We start from the raw sequence: 19,447 nt of genomic DNA on the forward strand, positions 1-19,447 counted from the left end.
GGAGGAGGCGGCATGGGGGATTTCATGCAGCACGCCGCAGGCGTGATGAAAAAATACGCGGATAAAATTGCCCTGCTTGATGAAAACAGGGCAATGACCTATGGGGAACTGGACGAGGCTTCCGGCAAGATTTATGGCTGGCTGAAAAAACAGGGCATAGGCCGGGAGGACTTCGTGCAGCTGGTCATGCCCCGGGGGGTGACGGGCCTTGCGGCCATGCTGGGCGTGTGGAAAGCAGGGGCGGCCTTCGTGATTTCGGAGCAGGATTATCCTGCCCACCGCATCGAGTTTATCCGCCAGGATATGGGGGCGCAGGTGGTTATTGACGAAAAGACCTACCAGCGGATTATGGCGGAAGAAGCCATGCTTGACGGTTTCCAGGAGACTGACTCCCACGATGCCGCTTTGGCCATTTACACCTCCGGTTCTACGGGGAATCCCAAGGGTATCCTGCATGAGTATGGCAATCTGGACCTCATCGCCCTGTATGATGAGCGGCAGCAGGAGTACCACGAAGAGCCGGTGGCTCTGGTGGCGCCTTTTTCCTTTGTGATCACCATTATTTATACTGTCAACTGCTTCAACCATCTGAGGCCCCTGCTGATTGTCTCTGCAGAACTGTTGCGTGATTTTGCCGGCCTGCAGGCCTTCTTCAGGGAAAAGAAGGTTTACAATCTCTTTGTCACCCCGTCATATCTGCGCATGTACAAAGACCCCAGCCCCTATCTGGATTACATTGTCATCGGCGGGGAAAATACCAGCGGCATCTATTATGAAGGCGGCAAGCCAAGGGTGCGGGTTCTTTATTCCCTCAGCGAAGCAGGGTTCTATGTGCTGCAGAAGGATTTGGACAGGAGCTACGACAATGCACCTCTGGGCAAGCCTGTGATTGCCAGTCTGGATGTGCATCTGGAGGACGAGGAGGGCAACCGCATAGAAGGACCCGGCGAGGGAGAAATCTGCTTCAAAAACATATATATGCGCGAGTATATGCATCTGCCGGAGAAGACCGCCGAAACTTTTCGGGGAGGATATTTCCATACGGGGGATCTGGCCAGGCGGGATGCGGACGGTATGTATTACTATATTGGCCGCTCTGACGATATGTTCAAGATCAACGGCAACCGGGTGGAGCCGGGAGAAATCGAGTCAGCTTTCCGCAAGGTCACAGGCCTGTCCACCGTGATGGCCAAATGCTTTGAGGAAAAAGGCCGCTCCTATATCTGTATGTATTATCTCCGTGGCGAAGCGGAAGCGACGGGAATCTTACAAGCTGGTGAGCTGACGGTGAGCCTGGCGCAGCTTGCGGATATCCTGCCACGCTATATGCTGCCCACTTACTACATACCATTGGAAAAGATGCCGGTGAATGACCACGGCAAGATTGTGCGCCGCTTGCTGGAGCCGCCCAAGGTGGAGGCTGAACAGCAGGCCTATGCAGCCCCGGCCAGCGAAATGGAAAGCATTATCTGCCAGCTTATGTCAGAGGTGCTGGGACTGGATTGTATAGGCGCAACTCACGACTTTTACCTGATGGGTGGGGACTCTCTGCGCACTATCCGTCTGGTGGCCCTGGCAGGGGAGCGGGGCTATGCCCTGAAAGCGGGGGATATCTATGCAGCCCGCACCCCCAGGAAACTTGCCCGGCTGTTGGAAAAGGGCAGCGGGACGAGCCCGGAAACGCTGAGGAAACTGGCGGAAATCCGACAGCATTTTGCCGGGGACTATCAGCAGTATCTGGCCACCGGGGAATTGGATTCCTATACAGGCAGCTTCTTCACCCGGAATAAGGACGAGGTCATGTCTGCTGCCGCAGGAATCAATTTCAAGTTTACCCTGCGGGAAGAAGTGGACGGAGAAAGGCTGGAGCGGGCTGTGCGGAAGGCTGTGCAGGCTTGCCCCTATGTGGCCTTTGGACTGGAGTTCCACGAAAATGTGCCCCGTCTGACGTTCAAAAGGCTGGATGACATGATTCCTCTTTTCCAGGGTTATCTGCCTCAGCGCTTTGATGAACCAGAGCTGCAGGGGCACTTCGCCTTTGCCAGCTATCGGGGAGGCGAACTGACTCTCTGCGTATGTCATGCCATCACTGATGGCCATGGCTTTATGAAATTTATGCAGGCTCTTTTAGAGGCTTATGGCGGCAAAGAAGTCAGCTTCCAGGCATCAAAGGACTGCTGCGCTGATGTGATGAAGTACGAATGGCCTCTGCCAGAAACATTCAAGCCGGAGGAAGCGGACTCAAAGGAAATTTTCGAGGTCAAAGAAACGCAGGGAAATGAGGGCAGCCTTTGCCGGGACTTCCTGATAGACCGCCAGTCCTTCGAGGCCTGCCGGGGGAAAATGGGTTTGTCGCCCCAGAGCTTGTCAGCTTATATTTTGGCCAGAGCTTTGCAGCTGGCAGCGCTGGACAATGACAAGACCATCAGGATTCGCTGTCCCATTGACACCAGAGATATCCTGGGGGTGAAGGAAACCTTCCAGAATGCCAGCGTGCCCCACATGTATCTGGACTTTTATCCCGATAAGCTGCTGCCCGGCCTGCCCCGGGAAGAAGCTGAGAGAATCAGCGCGTCTTTCTATCGCCAACTGTCCTATGAGCATATCGCCCATGAGACCAATGTTCTGGCCGGAGCGGCCAAGGGCGATGCGGCAGAATTCACGAAGGTGATCCTTGACTATGTAGGAAGAAGTAATCTCTGTGTCAGCTACATCGGCGGCGCTACAGGAGCGGATATGAGTGAGGCCGTGGTGAAGATGGAACCTGCCTATAAGGGCCAGCCGCCCTTCCCTGTGATGCTTTATTTCTGGGAAATGGGAGAGAAGATAAGTGTCCAGTATGCACAGGGATTTGCCGGTGAAGATTATGTGGCAGCGATTAGGGAAACTTTTAAGGAGTTGGGGATAGAGATAGTCTGAAGGAGGACAACCCATGCGGCCCTTTATGGAACAACTTGCCCGCAACTGCACGAAGTTTGCCGGGCGTTTGGCCTTTGCGCTTGATTATAGAGATGAGACTGTAACCTACGGCGAACTGTGGGAACTGTCGGGGAAAGTATATGCTTACTTGAAAGCTCACGACATTGATAAGGCAGACGAAAAACAGTCGCATCACGCTCCTTCGACGCGAAAGTTAGTCCCTTTAGGGGCGTCTGCACTAGCGCATTCGTGCGCGTCGGAGAATTTTGTCTTAATCAACCTGCCCCGCGGCCCGAAGATTGCCGTGGCCATGTTGGGCGTTTGGCGGGCAGGGGCAGCGGTGACTATCACGGAAAAAGGCTATCCTGCCGAGCGGGTGGAGTACATACGGAAGGACTGCCAGGCAAAACTTGTTATTGACGAAAAAGTTTACGAGGAAATGATGGCCTGTGAAGCAAGGGAGGGCTGGGAGGAAACTGATCCACATGATGCCTGCTTTGCCGTCTACACTTCCGGAACCACGGGCAACCCAAAGGGGGCTTTGCACGAGTATGGCAAGATGGAGATGGTCATTGACAGCTATCATGTAGAACCTGATTTTGCCTACGATGGCAATTATCGCTTTGCGACCCTCTTTCCGCTGAATTTCGTGGCTTGCTTTATGTGGTCCCTGCCTCACCTCTATTATGGCAACAGTTTATACATTTTGTCCTACGAGCTGGTCAAGGATATCCGGGCTTTCAGCAGGTTTGTAGCAGAGGAAAAGATTTCCGAGTTTTTCCTCTCACCCTCCTTGCTGAAGCTATACAAAGATGCCCCGGGCACTCTGCGCCTAATCTGCACCGGCAGTGATAGTGTCAGCGAGTCGTATTTTCCTCATGTAAAGCTCAGGAATTGTTACGCCATGAGCGAAACAGGCTTTTTCGTGTCAGCATTCTCCATTGACCGGCCCTATCACAGAACCCCGGTAGGGAAGAATGCCTGCGGATTGGAAATCAAGATTCTGGATGAGGAGGGGAATCCCGTCAAAGACGGCGAGCAAGCTGAAGTCTGCTTTGACAATCCCTATTTCCGGGGCTATATCAACCTGCCCGAGCAGACCGAAAAGGTCTTCAGAGGTGGCATTTTCCATACGGGGGATATGGGGTATAAAGATGCTGAGGGCAACCTGGTTATCTGTGGCCGCTCAGACGATATGATAAAGATTCATGGCAATCGCGTGGAACCCCAGGAAATTGAAATTGCCGCCAAGGAAATCCTGGGGGTGAACAATATCATTGCCAAGGGATTCTCCGGCGAAGATGGCGCTTTTGTGGCCCTCTATGGTATGGCAGAAGAAATAGGGGACGGGTTCGCTGAGGAAAATATTCCAGCCCTCCGGGAAAAGCTGGCTGCCAGACTGCCCCAGTATATGATTCCCACCTGCTATGAGACTTTGGCAAAATTTCCTACCAATGCCAATGGCAAGGTGAGCCGCAAGCTTTTCCCTGCACCGCAGGTCAAGATTCAGCAGATAGAATATGTCCCGCCAGTCAATGAGAAGGAACGAATCCTCTGCGGATTGATGGGAGAAATCCTTGGTATCAATCAATATGGGCGCAATCTTGATTTCTACCAGATGGGGGGAGATTCCCTGCGCACTATCCGTCTGGTTGCTCTGGCAGGAGATAGGGGCCTGGCCCTGAAGGCGGCTGATGTTTATGCCGCCCGCACCCCCCGGCAGCTGGCAGAGCTTTTAGGCGGCATGAAAATTCTGACGGGCAAAGAACTGCAGGAGGCAGAGCAGCTGGCAAGGCAGAAGCCCCAGCCTTTGCTGCCCATGCAGCGGCTCTGGGCTGCTCTGGAAGAGGTCAATCCCCAGGTGAATATGGAGAATATTGTGGTGTTTTACAAGATGAAACCCCATACGGAGGCCGTCAGGCTGAAAGCAGCTGTGGACAAGGTGCTCAGGCACTACCCCATCTTTGCCACCCGCTTCGTGAAGGGGGTGGGCGGGCAGCTTAGGCAGGTCTATGATGAAGCTGTCATTCCCGCTTCGGAAATCATCGAAGCCACGGAAGCTGAGATGGAGAAACTGCAGGTCACTCCTCTGGAAAAACTGGATATGTTTGCCGGGGGCTGCAGGGTGAAGATTTACCAGACTGAGGAAAATTGTTATCTGCTGCTCCACGCCCATCATGCCTATATGGATGGCGGGGGCCTGGCTCTTTTCCGGGACAGCCTTTATGAGTGCTATGAGGACATGAGCTATGAGCCTGCCCCGGATTACTATTACTATCTCCTGCAGCAGGCAGAGCAGGGGCGGGCAGGTGATGCCTATAGGGAGGCAGAAGCCTACTATGAGGGGCTGGACATGGACAAGGGGGCCTGCCGCCTGCAGCCGGATTTACAGGGGGAGGGCAGGAGCCTAATGTTCTACCGCCAGCCGGATGCTTTTCCCCGGGATGAAAAACGGACCAATGTCTTCTATCTGACGGCAGCTGCGCTGGCTATGGCCAAGGCCAATGGCAGGGACAGGGCTTTGGTTTACAGCACCTATAGCGGCAGGGATGAGCAGCTGAAGATGAACAGCGCCGGGGGCTTTGCCTTCAATGTGCCTGTTTATCTGGTCATGGAAGAGGGGGACACTCCCGGGAGCCTGATGAAGAAGGCAGCGGAGCAGTTTTATTTCGGCGCAAATCACGCCCCCTACAGCCATTTCCCCGAGGAAGCAGCAGAGATGAATGATACGGTGCAGTTCCTCTATCAGAAGGATGTGTTCAGCCTGGGCAAGCTGGGCAAATATATTGACTGCGAGCTGAACCACCTGCCCAGCGGGGAGCAGCCCTGGCCCTTCTTCGTGGCTTCGGTGGTGGACGATGCGGAGGAGGAGATGCTGCGCCTTTGCGTGATCTGCTCCCCGGAGCGTTTCTCCGAAGCAAAGGTGGAGAAGTTCCAGCAGCTTTACCTGGAAGCAGTGGCTTATTTGAGCGAGGGATAAGCATGGGAGATTTTATGCAGCACGCCGCAGGCGTGATGAAAAAATATGCGGACCAAATCGCCTTGATTGATGATAAAAGGGAAATGACTTACGGAGAACTGGACGAGGCCTCCGGGAAAATCTATGGCTGGCTGAAGGGCCAGGGCATAGGACGGGAGGACTTTGTGCAGCTGGTCATGCCCCGGGGCGTGACGGGGCTGGTGGCCATGATGGGGGTGTGGAAAGCCGGGGCGGCCCTGGTGATTTCGGAACAGGGCTATCCTGCCCACCGACTTGAGTTCATACACCAGGATACGGGAGCGAAGGCCCTTATTGACGAAATAGCTTATAACCGTATCATGTCGGAAGAAAAAATGCTTGAAGGTTTCGAGGAGACTGCTCCTCATGATGCCGCCCTGGCCATTTACACCTCCGGTTCCACGGGCAATCCCAAGGGCATCCTGCATGAGTATGGCAATCTGGATCTCATTGCCCTGTATGAAGAACGTCGGCATGAGTACCATGATGAGCCTGTGGCCCTGTTGACACCTTTTTCCTTTGTGGCCACCATTATCTATACAGTAAATTTCTTCAACTACCTGCGCCCATTGCTGATCGTTTCTGCAGAACTGTTGCGCGACTTTGCAAGGCTGCAGGCTGTCTTCAAGGAAAAGAAGGTATACAATTTTTTTGTCACCCCCTCCTATCTGCGCATGTATAAAGACCCCAGCCCCTATCTGGATTACATTGTCATCGGTGGGGAAAGTGCCAGCGGCATCTATTACGAGGGTGGCAGCCCCCGGGTGCGGATTCTTTATTCCCTCAGCGAAGCAGGATTCTGCGTGCTGCAAAAGGAGCTGGACAGAAGCTATGACAACGCCCCTCTGGGGAAGCCTGTAATTGAAAGCCTGGATTTGCATCTGGAGGACGAGGAGGGCAACCGCATCGAAGGGCCCGGCGAAGGAGAGATTTGCTTCAAAAACGTATATATGCGCGAGTATATGCACCTGCCGGAGAAAACTGCCGAAGCCTTCCGGGGAGGTTATTTCCACACGGGAGACCTGGCCCGGAGGGAGGCAGACGGCATGTACTACTACATGGGCCGCTCTGATGATATGTTCAAGATCAACGGCAACCGGGTGGAGCCGGGGGAAATCGAGTCAGCCTTCCGCAAGCTCACGAGGCTTGATACCGTCATGGCTAAGTGCTTCGAGGAAAAAGGCCGCTCCTACATCTGCCTGTATTACCTTGAGGGCGAAGCGGAAGCGGCGGGAATCTTCAAGGAGGCAGACTCAAAACAGTCGCGTCACGCTCCTGAGTCCGCACTAGCGCATCCGTGCGCGTCGGGCGAGTTGACGGTGAGCCTGGCACCCCTTGCGGATATCCTGCCCCACTATATGCTGCCCACTTATTATGTGCCTCTGGAGAAGATGCCCACCAATGCCCACGGCAAGATTGTGCGCCGTCTGCTGGAGCCGCCCAAGGTGGATGCTGGCAGTCAGAACTACGTTGCGCCCGTAGGGGAGGCAGAAAAGGATCTTTGCCAGATCATGGCAGAGGTTTTGGAACTGGGCGTGGAAGACTTTGGCGCAGAGCATGACTTCTATCTGCTGGGGGGAGATTCCCTGGGCACTATCCGCCTGATTGCCCTGGCGGGGGAAAGGGGCTGGACTTTTTCCGCAGCAGATCTCTACAAGGCCAGAACTCCCCGGAAACTAGCTCCGCTGATGAAAAAAGCGGCGGCAGATATGGAGGAGAGGGAGAGGAAGGCGCGGCAAAAGGATATGCCCCTGCTGCAGCTGATGTGCCTTTGGCAGGACAGGCTGGGGACGGAGCTGAATTACCCCATTGCAAGGGTCCAGACTCTCCTGAAACTGAAGGAGTCTGTGGAACTGGACAGATTCCTTCAGGCGGTGGATCAGGTCTACCGCCATCATCCCATTCTGCTGACCAGGCTGGTCGAAACGAAATCAGGCAGCTTCGTGCAGCGATATGACCAGGAACTCTTTGCACCTACCGAGGCAGAGGAAGTGACGGAAGCGGAGATGTGGGAACTGGTGCAGGGAGGCGGTTATGCCTTTGATATGGCTAAGGGGCTGCTGCATCACCGGCGCATCTTCAAGACGGAGCAGGGTATTTACTTCTATATGCTGTTCCACCATGTGCTGATGGACGGCACAGGCCTGCAGGTAATCCGGGACAATATCTGCCGTGCCTATGAGGGCGAGGAACTGCCCCCGGACTATTACTACTATCTGCTGGAGCAGGAATTCAGCGAGGACAGGGAGGCTGTGCTGCGGGAATATGAGGAGAAGTATGGCCTGGAAAATTGCAGCGGCCTGCTGGCGCCTGACTTGCCTGGGCCTGATGCGTCCCCTCAGGTGCTGACGGAAACTTTTCCCCGTCATGATGATGACGAGAATCTTTGCCATCTGGCAGCTGCTGCCATGGCGGCAGCCAGGTGCAACGGGGAAGACAGAGCTGCTATTTACTGGACATACAATGGCCGGGACGATTACCTGCGCAGCAATAGTGCTGGGGGCTTTGTGAAGTACCTGCCCCTGCAGCTGGAAGTGGAGCCGGGGGCTTCCCCTGCACTTATCAAGGCCAGGGTGCAGGCCCAGACCGCCTTCACTCTTTCCCATAACAGGGCCTTCCAGGGAGGGCTTTTCAAGGATAACTCGACGGTTAATAGCTTGATTTACCTCTACCAAAAGGATATCTTTTCCCTGGGGAAAATCGCCGCTTTGGCGGAGGAGGTGCCCATCCCAGCTGACCACTCCCAGCCCATGGGAGTGTTGCTGCTGACTTTGGTGGATACGGAAAGCGCTGAAAAACTTACCCGCCAGTTCGTCTATTCAGGAGGCTTTTACTCGGAGGCGAAGGCGGAGAACTTTGTCAGATACCTGCGGGAAAGCCTGGCTTATTTGGGAGGTTGAGACGATGCTCAAAATCGTACCCTATGACAAAAATAAATCCTACCGCATGATTCCTCATAGCCCGCTGGTATTCCATGCGGCTCAGGAGGGCATCATGGATGGGGAAAGATTTTTCCATGTGGAGCGGGAAAACGGCGAAATGTATGACCTGGAGTATGTGGACAATCAAGCCTGGGCTGAGGCCTCTCCTGACTATTCCACTGCTGAGCTTTTCCGCACCTATTACTCCTTCCCCCCATACCACGATTACGATGAACACAGCCACTTGCTATGTTTCACCCTGCTGGAGGGGAAAGACAGGGTGTGGTTTGAGGAAGCCAATGAATACACCGTGGCACTCACGCTGATTTTCCTGCGGGATACGGAAGTGAAGATTTTCTGCCAGGATGAGCGTATGCTGTGGTTTTATCCGGCTTCTGACAGGCTGCAGGTGGGAGGGAAGATGCCGGAGAAGGATGAGCCGGGGCTTCTGAGGGTGATAGCCACCTACTTTTCCTCCATGTTCAACAAGAACTATGACACGGTGGATTCCATCACCTGCTTCCACCATGTGATGCTCCATCAGTGGATTGCCAAAGGCAGGCACCGGAGTGCCCGCTATGTGGAACTGAACCTTCCCAGGGATGAAGGCATCGGCTCCATCCTGGGCACCTATACGGATCTGGTGAATTTCATGAAGCCCACGGGGCTGAAGGTCACCGCCCGTCCCGGCACCTCCCGCTACAGCGACAGGCTGCTGTCAAAGTATTTCAATGTGAAAATGACGCCGCTGGATGCCTACAGCAGGAACAGTGTCCTCAGCATCGAGAATTTTCTGCCCCTGCTGATTTGCAAGGACTTTGGCGGCAAACGCGTCACCAGCTTCAAGCTCAGCACCTTGAGCCCCACCCTCCTGGAACATCTGCGGGAGTACGAAAGCTTCGTGCTGCAGGGCAGGAGGATGCTTGGCGTGCTCCTGCGTGGCTCGGACTTCTTCAAGGCCAATTTCGAGGGTGGCGCAGCTGCCATTCCTGCCGAAACTGCTATTCCCATTATCAGGAAATTTTTTGAAGAGGGGGGATATGATGGCATTATGCTGGCCACGGAGGACAGGGATCTTCTCCATGCCACGAAGGAAGCATTTCCCGGCAAGGTCATCACCGTAGCCCAGGAGCGTTATAGTGTCTCGGATTTCGAGGTGGCCCAGACCATAAGCGAGCTGGAAACCATGCGCAGAAGGCCGGAGGAATACGAGCGTTATGTGGAAGACACCACGGTGAACTATTTCTACGGCATTTATCTTGTCTCCCGCTGTGATACCTTCATACACTCCAACAACTGCTGTGGGGCACAATTGGTCAAATCCTTCGGGGAAGGAATCCTCAAGCGGACCTACTGCATTGCTGAGGAATTGATGAAGAAAAAATAAGAGAGGTCATATCCCATGAAAATGATTTTTACTTTTACAAAAGGCCGGACAAGCAGCTGATAGATGCAATTGTAAGCGCCAGTGGATTTGTTGAATTTGCAGTGAGATAGTTGCAGAATGCTTCAATATAATGTAAGATAATGAAACGTATAGGCAAGCATGGAAGGCTTGAGCTGGGATGGTGAGGCAGATGGAGGGAATGGACCCCTTTTACGGCGCAGCGGTATCCCGTTGCCCGGGGGTGGGCGGCAGCAAATTGCAGACGCTGGTGACGTGCCTGGGATCTGCCCGGGCGGTCTGGGAGGCTGAGCCTGCAGACTGGCAAGTGCCTGGAGTGGGGGAGAAGCTCCTCAGGCGGCTGGCGGAGTTCCGCAAGGAGGAACCCGGACTGCCAGAGAAGCTGCAGGAAGAGTGCAGCCGCCTTGGCGTCAGGCTGCTCACCATCTGGGATGAGGATTATCCCCCCGTGCTGAAGGAGATTTACGAGGCTCCCGCCATCCTCTATGTGAAGGGAACTATCCAGAAGGAAGCTGCCCGCATTGCCATGGTGGGGGCCAGGAAGTTTTCTCCCTATGGGGAGGCCGTGGCCAAGAGTTTTGGCATGGGGCTTGCCAAGGCCGGGCTGACGGTGGTCAGCGGCGGCGCCAGGGGCATTGATACCGCCTCCCACAAGGGGGCGCTGCAGGCCCCAAATGGCAGGACTGTGTCGGTGCTTGGCTGCGGGGTGGATGTGGTCTATCCTCCCGAGAATCGCCGTCTTTTTGAGACTATCGTGGAGCGGGGCGGGGCAATTATTTCGGAATATGAGCCAGGCACTCAGCCGCTGCCGGCTTATTTTCCTGCCAGAAACCGCATCATCGCCGGCCTTTCCAGAGGCACGGTAGTGGTGGAGGCGGCAAAGCGCTCCGGTTCCCTGATTACGGCGGAACTGGCCCTGAGCGAAGGTCGGGAGGTGTTTGCCGTGCCTGGCAGCATTTTCTCCAGCACGAGTGAAGGCTGCCATCATCTGCTGAGAGAAGGGGCCAGCATGGCTGCTTCGGTAGAGGATGTGCTGGAGGGACTGGGGCTGGCTGCAGAGGAAAAGAAGCCCCGCAAGGAGCCAAAGCTCACCCCGGAGCAGCGCCGTGTGTATCAGGTGCTTTCTTTTGAGCACCCTTTGACTATGGATGAAATAATAGAATGCCTGCCGGAAGGGGAGGTTTCCACCTTGTCCTTCCTGCTCCTGCAGATGGAGATGGAAGGCATTGTGGTAGAAAACGAACTGCATGCCTACAGGCGTGCGGAGAGGGAGTGACAGTTTGGCTGCAGCAGTTGCGGAAGCAGAAGAGAAGAAAAAGGTAAGGCCAAAGAAGAAAGCTACGGCCAGCAAAGTGAAGAAGACCCTGGTGGTGGTGGAGTCACCGGCCAAGGCCAAGACTATAGAGAAATACCTGGGCAAGAAGTACATGGTGCGTGCCTCCATGGGACATCTCAGGGATCTGCCCAAGAGCCAGTTTGGCATCGATGTGGAGAACGATTTCGAGCCCAAGTACATCAATATCAGGGGCAAGGGCGACCTAATCAAGGCTTTGAAGAAAGATGCCAAGAACGCCAGCAAAGTCTATCTGGCAAGCGATCCGGATCGCGAGGGTGAGGCTATTGCCTGGCATCTGTCCTATATTTTGGGACTGGACCCTGCCGGGGATTGCCGCATTGTCTTCAACGAAATAACCAAGCCTGCCATCCAGGAGGCAGTCAAGCATCCCCGCTCTATTGACCTTGACCAGGTGGATGCCCAGCAGGCCCGCCGCATGCTGGACCGCATTGTGGGCTACAAGCTGTCTCCTTTGCTTTGGCGTAAGGTAAGGAAGGGGTTGTCTGCGGGCCGCGTCCAGTCCGTGACGGTGAAGCTCATCTGCGACAGGGAAAAGGAAATCCAGGCTTTTGAATCTGTGGAATACTGGACAGTAGGGCTGAAGCTCAGGAAAGCCAAGTCCCCCCAGTTTGAAGCGGAACTGGTTCAGGTGGACGGCGAGAAGCTGGAACTCCATACAGAAGCTGAGACCATGGCTTTGGTGTCTGACCTGCAGAAGCAGGACCTTGCCGTGCAGGCCATCAAGAAGAGCGAGCGCCGCAGGAAGCCGTCAGCGCCCTTTACCACCAGCTCACTGCAACAGGATGCTGCCCGCAAGCTGGGCTTCACCTCACGCAAGACCATGATGCTGGCCCAGCAGCTCTATGAAGGTCTGGAACTGGGCCACAAGGGGCCCGTGGGTCTTATCACCTACATGCGTACCGACTCCACCCGCCTTTCCGAGGTGGCACAGAATGAGGCCCGCAGCTACATTGAGGCGAACTTCGGCCAGGATTATCTGCCAGAAAAGCCCAATGTCTATGTGGCGGGCAAGAAGGCCCAGGATGCACATGAGGCCATCCGTCCCACTCAGGCGGAGCTGACTCCTGAGGCGGTGGAAAAGTATCTGAGCAAGGACCAGCTGAAGCTCTACACCCTGATCTGGCAGCGGTTCATTGCCTGCCAGATGGTGCCGGCAGTGTACGATACCATGAGCATTGCCATTCAGGCCGGCAGCCGCTACGGCCTCAGGGCTGCAGGCTCCCGCCTGAAATTCCCGGGCTTCACGGCAGTCTATGCCGGGGCAGATGCCACCAAGAAGGAAAAGGATGTCATCCTGCCGGAGCTGGCGGAAGGGGATGCTCTGGATCTCGTGAAGACCCTGCCCCAGCAGCACTTCACGGAGCCGCCTCCCCGCTACAACGATGCTTCCCTGGTCAAGACCCTGGAGGAAAAGGAAATCGGGCGCCCCAGCACCTATGCCCCAATCATTGAGACCATTCAGGCCCGGGGCTATGTGCAGCGCATTGACAAGCACTTCCAGCCCACGGAGCTGGGCTTTGTGGTGGTGGATATGCTGGAGGAGTATTTCCAGGATATCGTTGATGTGAAGTTCACGGCAGACCTGGAGAACGAGCTGGACGGCATTGCCGAGGGCCAGGTGAAGAAGAACGACCTGCTGGGGGGCTTCTACGGCCCCTTCGAGGAGACTTTGGAAAAGGCTGACGAGGCCATAGGCCATGTGGAGCTGCCGGTGGAGGTTTCCGATGTGCAGTGCGATCTCTGCGGCCGCATGATGGTGGTGAAGCAGGGGCGCTTTGGCAAGTTCCTGGCCTGCCCGGGTTTCCCCGAGTGCCGCAATACCAAGCCACTGCTGAAGGACACGGGGGTGACCTGTCCCAAGTGCGGGGGACGCATCGTGGAGCGTCGCACCCGCAGGGGCCGCACCTTCTACGGCTGCGAGAACTATCCTGAGTGTGATTACAACACCTGGGATCAGCCCTTGCAGGAGAAGTGCGAGAAGTGCGGTGCCTTTATGCTGAAGCACCACTATAAGAACGGCAGAGGCATCACCTACTGCAGCAACGATGACTGCGAGAGCCGCATCAATCACCCCATCAACAAGGAGCTGGAGAAGATTCGCCAGCGGGCCGAGGCCAAGCGGGCCAAGGAATTGGAAAAAGCTGAGGCAGAGGCCGCAGCCGAAGGAGAAAAGGCATGAAGAAAGTTATCATCGTCGGCGCAGGCCTGGCAGGGGCGGAAGCCGCCTGGCAGGCAGCCAAAATGGGCGCTGAGGTGACCTTATATGAGATGCGCCCGGAGAAATCCACTCCGGCCCACAAGACTGCAGGTTTTGCGGAGCTGGTGTGCAGCAACTCTTTGCGTGGGGCAGGCATGGAAAATGCCGTAGGCGTGCTGAAAGAAGAAATGCGCCGGCTGGGCTCCATCATCATGGAGGCTGCTGATGCTACCAAGGTGCCCGCCGGGGGCGCCTTGGCGGTGGACCGGCACGGCTTCAGCGATTACATTACAGAAAAGGTAAGCAACCATCCAAACATAACGGTGATTCATGAGGAAGTCACTGCCATCCCCGAAGAAGAGGGGGCGGTGACCATCATTGCCAGCGGCCCTCTCACGGAAGGGGCTTTGGCAGAGGATATTGCCCGCCGCACGGATAGCGATTCCCTGTACTTCTATGATGCGGCAGCGCCCATCGTGAGCCTGGAATCCGTGGACATGACCAAGGCCTATCGTGCTTCCCGCTATGGCAAGGGAGAGGCTGCCTATATCAACTGCCCCATGACCGAGGCAGAGTATCGGGCCTTCTGGCAGGAACTGGTGAATGCCGAGAAAGCTCCCACCAAGGATTTTGAGAAGGAGAAATTCTTCGAGGGCTGCATGCCTGTGGAGGTCATGGCGTCCCGTGGCGAAGATACGCTTCTTTTCGGTCCATTGAAGCCTGTAGGGCTGGAGCACCCGGAGACCGGGGAACTGCCCTTTGCCGTGGTGCAGCTGCGTCAGGATAATGCGGGAGCCACCCTTTACAATATCGTGGGCTTCCAGACTCACCTGAAGTGGCCTGAGCAGCGACGGGTCTTTGGCATGATACCTGGCCTGGAGCATGCAGAGTTCCTGCGCTACGGTGTCATGCACCGCAATACCTTCCTGAATTCTCCCCGCCACATGCGCCCTACATATCAGCTGAAGGGCAATGACAATCTCTTCTTTGCCGGGCAGATGACAGGGGTGGAGGGCTATGTGGAAAGCGCTTCTTCGGGACTGGTGGCAGGCATCAATGCCGCCAGGGTGGCCATGGATTTGGAGCCGCTGGTGTTCCCGGAGGAAACCTGCCACGGAGCCCTGGCTCACTATATCACCACCAGCGAAGCCAAGCATTTCCAGCCCATGAATGTGAATTTCGGTCTTTTGCCGGATGCGGGGCTGACCAAGCAGGATTTGAGAGCTATCCCCCGCAGTGAGCGGAAAAAATACAAGAAAGAATGGCTGGCCAAACGGGCTTTGGAAAGCCTGGAAAAGTTCAAGTCCCAGCTTAATATCTGACACATCAATATCTGACACAGCCTTACTAGGAGTTGATCTTATGGAAAGCAGAATGGAATTTCATGCTACTACTATCTGTGCCGTGCGCAAGAATGGCAAGACTGCCATTGCTGGTGACGGCCAGGTGACCTTTGGACAGAGCGCCATCATGAAGGCCAATGCACGGAAAGTGCGTACTCTCTATCATGGCAAGGTGCTGGCAGGTTTTGCCGGTTCCGTGGCAGATGCCTTCACCCTCTTCGAGAAGTTCGAGGGCAAGCTGGAAAGCTACAATGGCAACCTGCAGCGGGCTGCGGTGGAGCTGGCCAAGGATTGGCGCACGGACAGGGTGCTCAGGAAGCTGGAGGCCCTGCTGCTGGTAGCTGACAAGGAGAAAATCCTCATGCTCTCAGGCAACGGCGAAGTCATAGAGCCGGACGGGGATGCAGCAGCTATCGGTTCCGGCGGCTTCTACGCCCTGGCAGCAGCCCGGGCCATGGTGCAGCATACGGATATGGAAGCCAAAGAGGTGGCCAAAGAGGCTCTTTCCATTGCCGCAGACATCTGCGTCTACACGAACCATAATATCAAGGTGGAGGAACTGGCATGAGCGACATCGAGAAGAAGATAGAGGAAATTGGCGTGAATGAGCAGACTCCCCGGGAAATCGTGGCGGAGCTGGATAAATACGTAGTGGGGCAGGGGGAGGCCAAGCGTTCCGTGGCTATCGCCCTGCGCAACCGCTGGCGTTCCCGCCAGCTGACGGGAGCCATGAAGGAGGATATCATACCCAAGAACATCCTCATGATCGGCTCCACCGGTGTGGGCAAGACGGAGATTGCCCGCCGCCTGGCAAAGCTGGTAAAGGCTCCCTTCATCAAGGTAGAAGCCACCAAGTTCACCGAGGTGGGCTATGTGGGCCGGGATGTGGAGTCCATTGTCCGTGATTTGGCAGAGACTGCCGTGCGCATGGTGCGCCAGCAGCGCATGGAAGCCGTGCAGGACAAGGCCAGGGAACTGGCAGAGGAGCGCATCCTGGATGTCTTCGTGCCCCAGCCCAAGAAATCCCAGAACCCTCTGGGCAAGCTCTTCGGGGCTGCCGAGGAGGAAGAGGAGAAGCCCGCAGAACCCAAATATCCTGCCGGGCGTGAATGGGTGAAGAAGCGCCTGGACAAGGGCGAGCTGGAGGAGGAAACCATCGAGATCGATGTGGAAGAGTCCTCCAAGCCCATGGTGGGCATGTTCGCAGGCTCCAGCCTGGAGGGCATGGGTGACAACCTGCAGGATATGATCGGCAGCCTGATGCCCAAGAACCGCAAGAAGCGCAAGGTCACCGTGGCCCAGGCCCGCAAGATCTTCGCCCAGGAAGAGGCCGCCAAGCTCATCGATATGGAAGCTGTGGCAGAAGAGGCCGTGAAGGTAGCCGAATATACCGGCATCGTGTTCCTGGACGAGATTGACAAGGTGGCAGTGAAGAACGGCACCTCCGGCGGCGCTGATGTGTCCCGGGAGGGCGTGCAGCGTGATATCCTGCCCATCGTGGAAGGTTCCACGGTCATGACCAAGTACGGCCCCGTGAAGACTGACCACATCCTCTTCATCGCTGCCGGTGCTTTCCACACGGCCAAGCCCTCCGACCTGATTCCCGAGCTGCAGGGCCGTTTCCCCATCCGCGTGGAGCTGAAGTCCCTGCGCAAGGAAGACTTTGAGAAAATCCTCACCGAGCCTCAGAATGCCCTGCTGAAGCAGTATGAGGCACTGCTGGCTACCGAAGGTGTGACCATTGAGTTCCGGCCTGATGCCATCAGCCGGGTGGCTGAGCTGGCCTGCGATGTGAACGAGCAGGCTGAGGACATCGGTGCCCGCCGTCTCCACACTCTTCTGGAGAAGCTCCTGGAGCAGGTGAGCTTTGACGCTCCCGACCTTACCGAGAAGCATGTGACCATTGACGCATCCTATGTGGATGAGAAGTTATCAGATATTGTGGTGAACAGGGACCTTTCCCAGTTCATACTGTAAGGAACTGGCAATAAATAAATTTTAAGATAGGACGCAGGATAAATCTTCATAGACAAGGCGGAGGAAGGAGGCATAGCGGGTGCTATGTCGACTGACGACAACGATGCCTATGGAGATTTAGACAAGTAAAATCGAAAATTTATTTATGAACAGTTCCGAAGTAACTATTTCAGAAAGTTTATGGCAGGCGGCAGCTTCTTTGGCTGCCGTCTTTCCTTTTCTGTCTTTGAAAGTGAGTAAAAGCAGAAAATTTAATTAAAAAAATTTCCTTGCCATCTATGATAATTGTGAAAAATATGATAAAATAACAATGGTATGTAAAAAGTGCGAAAATACAGCTATTGTGTTTTAAAGTTTCAAAAGTCAGAAAGGGAGAGGCTTACATGTCATCATTGCTGGAAAAAACAAGGAAGATCAACCGTCTGCTGCAGCGTTCCGAGAACGTGGAGTACGATGGCATCTCCCGTGTCCTTAGCAACGTACTCAATGCGAATGTCTATATCACCAATAAGAAGGGCAAGATCTTTGGTTATGCCTTTGTGGACGATTTCGAATGCGACCTGATGGTGGACAAGGTCATCAACCAGGGCGAGTTCCCCAAGCACTATGTGAACTGGCTCATGCGCATGGACGAGACCAATGCCAACTTGCGCTCCAAGACTGGCATGTGCGCATATTCTGAGAACAGCCGCTGCCTGTTCAATGGCAAGAATACCACAGTTGTCCCCATTTATGGCGTAGGAGAGCGCATTGGCACCCTTATCATCGCCAAATACGATGAAGAGTTCACCGATGATGACCTCCTGCTCTGCGAGTATGGCGCAACCGTGGTGGGCATGGAGATGCTCCGCGACCACGCCCAGAAGATTGAGATTGAGGCACGCAAGAAGGCTACGGTGCAGATTGCCCTGAACACCCTGTCCTTCTCCGAGCGCAAGGCAGCCATCGCCATCCTGTCTGCCCTGGACAGCACCGAAGGCCTGCTGGTGGCTTCCAAGATTGCAGACGAGGTGAAGATCACCCGTTCCGTCATCGTCAATGCCCTGCGCAAGTTCGAGTCCGCCGGTGTCATCGAGTCCAAGTCCCTGGGCATGAAGGGCACCTACATCAAGGTTCTCAATGAGTACCTGCTGGATGAAGTCCAGAAACTGAAGAACGAACAGTAATGATAAAAAGGCATCTGCTGACCATCTCATGATGGTTGCAGATGCCTTTTGCATTGCTTTTTTTACTTGTGAGCCTTGCGGAAGCTCTCCATGAACTCTGCCAGCTTGGCTACGCCCTCATAGGGCATGGCGTTGTAGATGGAAGCCCTCATGCCGCCTACGCTGCGGTGGCCCTTGACGCCGCCCAGGCCAACCTTTCCGGCTTCGGCTACGAATTCCTTCTCCAGCTCCTCGCTGGGCAGGCGGAAGGTGACATTCATGAAGGAACGGCTGTCCTTGTCTGCATGTCCCTTGTAGAAGCCTTCGGAGCTGTCGATGGCCTCATAGAGCAGGGCTGCCTTCTTGGCATTGCGCTCTGCCATGACGGAGAGACCGCCCTGGGCCTTGATCCAGGCTGCCACCTTGCCTACCATGTAGATGCAGAAGGCAGGGGGGGTGTTGTAGAGGGAGTTCTTTTTATAGAAAGTGTCATAGCGCAGCATGGTGGGCAAAGTTTCCGGGCTCTTTTCCAGCAGGGACTTCTTTGCTACTACCAGCACGGTGCCGGCCGGGCCGAGGTTCTTCTGGACACCGGCGTAGATAAAGGAGAACTTGGAAAAGTCCAGGGGACGGGAGAGCATGTCAGAGGACATGTCTGCAAAGAGGGGCACGCCATTGGTCTCAGGGATGTAATGGTACTCAGTGCCGTAGATAGTATTATTGTAGCAGAGGTGCACGTAGGCAGCCTCAGGGTTTATCTTCAGCTCATCCTGGGTGGGGATGTGGCGGAAATCCACGTCCTTGCTTGAAGCAGCTACTTCGCCTACGCCAAGGATTTCGGCTTCCTTATATGCCTTGCTGGCAAAGCTGCCGGACAGCACATAAGATCCCTTGTGTTCTTTGGTGGCAAAATTCATGGGAATCATGTCAAACTGCAGGCTGGCGCCGCCCTGGATGAAGAGGACTTCGTAATCATCGCCCAGGCCCATCAGCTCTTTCACATCTGCCTTGGCTTTCTCCAGTACTTCGTCAAACTGCTTGGCGCGGTGGCTGATTTCCAGGATGCTCATGCCGCTGTGGTTGAAATTCAGGAATTCGCCCTGGGCTTCCTTCAGTACTTCCAGGGGCAGCACAGCCGGCCCCGGATTGAAATTATAGATACGATCTGCTTCCAATGATAATACC

11 protein-coding genes are annotated in these 19,447 nt (G+C 55.1%); 10 read left to right on the forward strand and 1 reads right to left on the reverse strand.

Features of this window, described 5'->3' with window-relative positions; translation table 11 throughout:
• Positions 1–12: 12 nt before the first annotated feature.
• The 10 genes from BLW59_RS07325 to codY all read left to right on the forward strand — a co-directional run bounded on the left by BLW59_RS07325 (position 13) and on the right by codY (position 18,283).
• Complete coding sequence (locus BLW59_RS07325) at positions 13–2,919, forward strand: non-ribosomal peptide synthetase (RefSeq protein WP_074697262.1); 2,907 nt, start codon at positions 13–15, stop codon at positions 2,917–2,919.
• Between the two features lie 13 nt (positions 2,920–2,932).
• On the forward strand, positions 2,933–5,899 hold the full coding sequence (locus BLW59_RS07330; RefSeq protein WP_074697263.1) for a non-ribosomal peptide synthetase: 2,967 nt from the start codon (positions 2,933–2,935) through the stop codon (positions 5,897–5,899).
• Positions 5,900–5,901: 2 nt separating this feature from the next.
• Positions 5,902–8,817 (forward strand): AMP-binding protein, encoded by a 2,916-nt coding sequence (locus BLW59_RS07335; protein WP_074697264.1) that lies wholly within the window; start codon positions 5,902–5,904, stop codon positions 8,815–8,817.
• A gap of 4 nt (positions 8,818–8,821) precedes the next feature.
• Positions 8,822–10,225, forward strand: a complete 1,404-nt coding sequence (locus tag BLW59_RS07340; protein ID WP_074697265.1) for a hypothetical protein — start codon at positions 8,822–8,824, stop codon at positions 10,223–10,225.
• Between the two features lie 190 nt (positions 10,226–10,415).
• Positions 10,416–11,519, forward strand: a complete 1,104-nt coding sequence (gene dprA / locus BLW59_RS07345; RefSeq protein ID WP_074697289.1) for a DNA-processing protein DprA — start codon at positions 10,416–10,418, stop codon at positions 11,517–11,519.
• Positions 11,491–13,779: a type I DNA topoisomerase gene (gene topA / locus BLW59_RS07350; RefSeq protein ID WP_074697266.1), complete on the forward strand. Its 2,289-nt coding sequence runs from the start codon at positions 11,491–11,493 to the stop codon at positions 13,777–13,779. Before dprA ends, topA begins: the two co-directional genes overlap by 29 nt.
• On the forward strand, positions 13,776–15,119 hold the full coding sequence (gene trmFO / locus BLW59_RS07355) for a methylenetetrahydrofolate--tRNA-(uracil(54)-C(5))-methyltransferase (FADH(2)-oxidizing) TrmFO (protein ID WP_074697267.1): 1,344 nt from the start codon (positions 13,776–13,778) through the stop codon (positions 15,117–15,119). The genes topA and trmFO overlap by 4 nt, the downstream gene beginning before the upstream one ends.
• A gap of 52 nt (positions 15,120–15,171) precedes the next feature.
• Entirely contained in the window at positions 15,172–15,708 is a 537-nt protein-coding gene (gene hslV / locus BLW59_RS07360) for an ATP-dependent protease subunit HslV (RefSeq protein WP_029544324.1), read from the forward strand.
• Positions 15,709–15,725: 17 nt separating this feature from the next.
• On the forward strand, positions 15,726–17,117 hold the full coding sequence (gene hslU, locus BLW59_RS07365) for an ATP-dependent protease ATPase subunit HslU (protein WP_139283591.1): 1,392 nt from the start codon (positions 15,726–15,728) through the stop codon (positions 17,115–17,117).
• Between the two features lie 383 nt (positions 17,118–17,500).
• Complete coding sequence (gene codY, locus BLW59_RS07370) at positions 17,501–18,283, forward strand: GTP-sensing pleiotropic transcriptional regulator CodY (RefSeq protein WP_029544320.1); 783 nt, start codon at positions 17,501–17,503, stop codon at positions 18,281–18,283.
• Positions 18,284–18,345: 62 nt separating this feature from the next.
• On the opposite strand, the gene serC is transcribed toward codY, so the two are convergent.
• Positions 18,346–19,437 (reverse strand): 3-phosphoserine/phosphohydroxythreonine transaminase, encoded by a 1,092-nt coding sequence (serC, locus tag BLW59_RS07375; protein ID WP_074697269.1) that lies wholly within the window; start codon positions 19,435–19,437, stop codon positions 18,346–18,348.
• Positions 19,438–19,447: the final 10 nt, after the last annotated feature.

The sequence above is a fragment of the Selenomonas sp. KH1T6 genome, from assembly GCF_900108415.1.
GTDB lineage: Bacteria > Bacillota > Negativicutes > Selenomonadales > Selenomonadaceae > Selenomonas_B > Selenomonas_B ruminantium_A.

Bases quoted from the DNA above. Each gene is read 5' to 3' on its own strand.
- dprA (WP_074697289.1), top strand. From the start codon at position 10,416: ATGGAGGGAATGGACCCCTTTTACGGCGCAGCGGTATCCCGTTGCCCG.
- BLW59_RS07325 (WP_074697262.1), top strand. From the start codon at position 13: ATGGGGGATTTCATGCAGCACGCCGCAGGCGTGATGAAAAAATACGCG.
- topA (WP_074697266.1), top strand. From the start codon at position 11,491: ATGCCTACAGGCGTGCGGAGAGGGAGTGACAGTTTGGCTGCAGCAGTT.
- hslV (WP_029544324.1), top strand. From the start codon at position 15,172: ATGGAATTTCATGCTACTACTATCTGTGCCGTGCGCAAGAATGGCAAG.
- codY (WP_029544320.1), top strand. From the start codon at position 17,501: ATGTCATCATTGCTGGAAAAAACAAGGAAGATCAACCGTCTGCTGCAG.
- BLW59_RS07335 (WP_074697264.1), top strand. From the start codon at position 5,902: ATGGGAGATTTTATGCAGCACGCCGCAGGCGTGATGAAAAAATATGCG.
- trmFO (WP_074697267.1), top strand. From the start codon at position 13,776: ATGAAGAAAGTTATCATCGTCGGCGCAGGCCTGGCAGGGGCGGAAGCC.
- BLW59_RS07330 (WP_074697263.1), top strand. From the start codon at position 2,933: ATGCGGCCCTTTATGGAACAACTTGCCCGCAACTGCACGAAGTTTGCC.
- BLW59_RS07340 (WP_074697265.1), top strand. From the start codon at position 8,822: ATGCTCAAAATCGTACCCTATGACAAAAATAAATCCTACCGCATGATT.